Source organism: Bacillus sp. mrc49 (genome assembly GCF_002803435.1).
The window spans coordinates 1-3,929 of sequence record NZ_PHNG01000793.1 but is presented as its reverse complement, the minus strand read 5'-3'; the positions used below and the strand labels follow the sequence as shown (position 1 = coordinate 3,929).

Sequence of the window (3,929 nt, the reverse complement as noted above, 5' to 3'; positions counted from 1 at the left end):
ACGTTAGGCAAACCGACAATACCAGCTGTTAAAGCCATTTATATTTCACTCCTTCAAGATAGTTCGTACATATGGAAAAAGGATTGATCTTCTATAAGCACCATCCAATTACCTAAACCTTTCCCAATTATAGATTTCGCTTCCTAAAAAGACAAGTAAATCATTGAGATGGAAGGACTACTTTCACATAAAGAAAAAAGCATGATCACTTCTCATGCTTTTCCAGGACTTTTTTCATTTTCTTTGCGAATTCACGTCGTGCAAGCATTACGCTGTGGCCGCAGCCTTCACATTTTATCCGGATATCCATGCCTAGGCGAATGATTTTCCACTTATTCACACCGCACGGATGTGGTTTTTTCATTTCCACGATATCGTTCAGCGCAAATTCTTTTTCCTCCATGACCATTGAGCCCCCTAATTCTACGACTCGCTGCCACTGTAAGTGGATTTAATCCCGATTAAATCGAGGGCAGCACTTATTTCTTTTCTCAAAACCCTGCTGAATTCGACATTTTGCAATGGCTTGGTTTCCGCTGTAACCCGAAGGACGACTTCATCAGGATTTATCGTTTCGATCCCCAAAAATTCAGGAGCTTTAACCAGGGCATCGTATTTGCCTTCCATGCTGTTTAAAAGCTCAATCAGAACCCTTTCGGCACGCTCGATCGATCCATCATTGGCGATTGTCACATCAACGACCGCCTTGCTGTTCAAAATCGAATAGTTGGTGACTTGAATGATGCTGCCGTTAGGGATGAAGTGCAATTCGCCTGCGTCACTTTTAATTTTCGTTGTCCGAAGCCCGATTTCAATGACTTCTCCCTCATAGGTATTGATCTTAATATAATCACCAACCGAAAATTGATCTTCAAAAATCACGAAAAATCCTGTAATGATATCCTTGACCAAACTTTGGGCACCAAACCCGATGGCCAAGCCGATTACCCCTGCACCAGCAAGCAATGGCATTACATGAAGTCCAAAAATTTCAAGGATCATCATCAAAGCGATGAAATTGATCACATAGGTAATGATATTTTCCAGCAATTTTATGAGGGTCGTTTCCCTGCGCTCCGAAACCCGAATCGGAGTTCTTGAACGTGCTTTGAAGAATTTATTTAAAAGGGTCTTTCCTATAGTAATAATAATACGCGATAACAATAGAACAAGGAAGATTTTAATAATGCCCTCGCCTATCAACAACCATATCTTTTCATCCAATAATTCGTTTGTAACGTTATCATACATGCGGCTCATGTTTTCCTCCTACCTCTTGCATAATGCTGCAAAGCTTTTTTTCTTCTCTATGATTTTCTTTTATGGACGTATTCCCTGTACCCCTTTTGCCTTAAACTAACCATGATTAAAAGAAGTTTTCTCTATTTTAACAAGAAATAAGGGTTTCTGTACAAAAAAAATATGGGTATAGAGGTAAAAGAATTAGACGTTTTTTCCCAGATGATAAAGCACCAGAATATATAGAAAGCAATTGGTAGAATGGAAGAAACATCTATCCATCTCCCCTTCGCCCGTTTGCAGGCTCTACAAAATATCCCCTCACCGATAACATTAATGCCGTATATTTTCCCCTTTTTATCCGTATACTGTAATACCGAATAAAATAAAGGAGCTGAGTCGATGAATCTGAATTCTAGTCTATTTCATACTAATAAAAATAGATTGAGTCGCATCCTTCATGAAGATACGGATGCATCCAAACAAATTTCCCAGGAATTGATCAACCTTCTGCCAACCGGAAAGCTTCAGCCCATCGTCATTGTCTGCATCGGCACGGACCGATCTACAGGCGATTCACTCGGACCGCTTGTCGGCACTCTGCTAAGCGAGAAAACGCAAAACAGCTCTTCTCCTTTCCATGTGTATGGGACTCTGGACGACCCTATCCATGCAATGAATTTGCAGGAGAAATTGAACGAGATAAATAAGATTCATACTGATTCCTTTATCATAGGCATCGATGCTTGCTTAGGTAAACTGAAAAGCGTTGGCATCGTCCAAATCGGGCAAGGCCCCGTGAAACCCGGTGCTGGAGTCAATAAAGATCTTCCTTCCGTTGGTAATGCCCATATCACGGGAATCGTCAATGTCAGTGGATTCATGGAATTCATGGTCCTGCAAAACACCCGTCTCAATCTTGTGCTGAAAATGGCCAAAACCATTGCCGCAGGGATTGATGAGGCGCAAAATCTTTATCAAGCAAAACCAGCCATCACGCCATTCACTTGGGCATTGAAGCAAGAAAAAACCCTTTAATGAATCGTGTATAGACTGATCAGATCAAGATTCACTCCTTATATTGTGAAACATAAATGACTGGAAGCAACTGAAATGACTGAAGAGGTAGTGCCACTGAACACTAACATTGGTTTTAGAAAATAAAAAAGGATCTTCCATTTAAGATCCTTTTAGACTGGAGGCAAACTCGATGAAAATCGAGTTTGCCTATTTTTTAAGGGATGTATAATGTGAACGGATTGTAAAGAGAGGCAGTGCCGTTTTCCGGCCGTTCATCGCTTATCCAGAGGCGGTTCCGCTTACCCCCGCTCGTAGACGCGCTTTTCCATTAAAAAAATTTGACAAGAACGAAACCAATTACAAGAAGGAAGGGAATGTCCCTTCCTTCTTGTTTATACATAATACATGATCGTGACGAGAATGGCGGTAACGAGGATGCCCGGAAGCAGGTTTGCGACCCTGATTTTGGTGATGCCGATAATGTTCAGGCCTATCGCCAATATCATGACGCCCCCCGTTGCGGTCATTTCCTGTATGAACGAATCCATTAAGGCAGTCGGTATCATCGTGTTGATTTGTCTTGAAAAGATTGCAATGAAACCTTCATAAATGATGATCGGAAATGCTGAAAAGAGGACACCTATCCCTAGCGTGCTGGCAAGGACAAGTGCAGTAAACCCATCAATGATCGCTTTCGTTATCAAAACATCATGATTATTCCGGATCCCGCTATCCAGGGCACCGATAATCGCCATCGCCCCAATCCCGAATATGAGCGTAGCCGTTACAAACCCCTGCGAAATCGAAGTCCCTTCCTTGGCCTTCATCCTGCGCTCGATCCAATTCCCTAAAGAATTCAGCCTGCCTTCAAGATTGACCCATTCGCCAAGGGCAGCGCCCCCAACGATGCTTAAAATGACAAGAATGAACTGCTCACTTTTCAATCCCATCTGCAAGCCTAAAACCATGATGGCCAAGCCGATTCCACTCATGACCGTTTCTTTTATCTTTTCAGGTATATGCTGTAAATACCTTCCCAAAATTGAACCGATTAAAATGCACGCACCATTCACCAAAGTACCTAATAAAACCATCATCTAATTCACCCATTTTTCGACAGTGAAAAAATAAATCGACATGCCATTTTCCAAGTTATGAGGAAAGGTTCTCTTGATCGATCAAGTCCAGAATCCGCTCTAGATCTTCTTTTGAAAAAAATTCGATTTCTATTTTCCCTTTTTTCTTGCTCTGCTTTATCGTTACACTGGTTCCCAGCCTTTCGCGAAGGCTTGTCTCGCGCTGTTTTATGAAAATATCTTTTTTCTCTTGTTTATTTGGTTTCGTTTCACGTGAAACGCGATCGTTCAATTGATGTATGTATTGCTCCAGCTGTCTTACATTCATTCCTTCTTTGAGGATTTTATCCACTACAGGCTTAAGCATTTCCTTGTTCTTGATGCCCAGTAATGCCCGGCCATGTCCCATCGACAGTTTGCCCGCTGAGATATGGCTCCTTATCCCTTCAGGCAGCGATAGCAATCGCACATGGTTGGCAATATGGGGCCGGCTTTTCCCCAGCCGGTTGGCCAGCTGCTCCTGGGTGAATTCCAGTTTTTCCAGCAGCGTTTGATAGGCCGCCGCTTCCTCGATCGGGTTTAAATCTTCCCGTT

5 protein-coding genes are annotated in these 3,929 nt (G+C 42.4%); 1 reads left to right on the top strand and 4 read right to left on the bottom strand.

From position 1 onward, the window contains the following. Positions 1-205: 205 nt before the first annotated feature. Both CVN76_RS25575 and CVN76_RS25570 read right to left on the bottom strand, forming a co-directional pair. On the bottom strand, positions 206-403 hold the full coding sequence (locus CVN76_RS25575; RefSeq protein WP_057914158.1) for a DUF951 domain-containing protein: 198 nt from the start codon (positions 401-403) through the stop codon (positions 206-208). Between the two features lie 20 nt (positions 404-423). After that, positions 424-1,260 carry a mechanosensitive ion channel family protein gene (locus CVN76_RS25570; RefSeq protein ID WP_100533554.1) on the bottom strand — a complete coding sequence of 279 codons (837 nt, stop codon included), beginning with the start codon at positions 1,258-1,260 and terminating at the stop codon, positions 424-426. 381 nt (positions 1,261-1,641) lie between these two features. Between CVN76_RS25570 and yyaC the strand changes: the two genes are divergently transcribed. Beyond that, complete coding sequence (gene yyaC, locus CVN76_RS25565; RefSeq protein WP_100533553.1) at positions 1,642-2,277, top strand: spore protease YyaC; 636 nt, start codon at positions 1,642-1,644, stop codon at positions 2,275-2,277. A 374-nt stretch (positions 2,278-2,651) separates the two neighbouring features. On the opposite strand, the gene CVN76_RS25560 is transcribed toward yyaC, so the two are convergent. Both CVN76_RS25560 and CVN76_RS25555 read right to left on the bottom strand, forming a co-directional pair. After that, positions 2,652-3,353 (bottom strand): DUF554 domain-containing protein, encoded by a 702-nt coding sequence (locus CVN76_RS25560; RefSeq protein WP_100533552.1) that lies wholly within the window; start codon positions 3,351-3,353, stop codon positions 2,652-2,654. Between the two features lie 58 nt (positions 3,354-3,411). After that, positions 3,412-3,929, bottom strand: a 518-nt coding sequence (locus CVN76_RS25555; protein ID WP_157805802.1) for a ParB/RepB/Spo0J family partition protein, incomplete at its 5' end; no start/stop codon positions are given.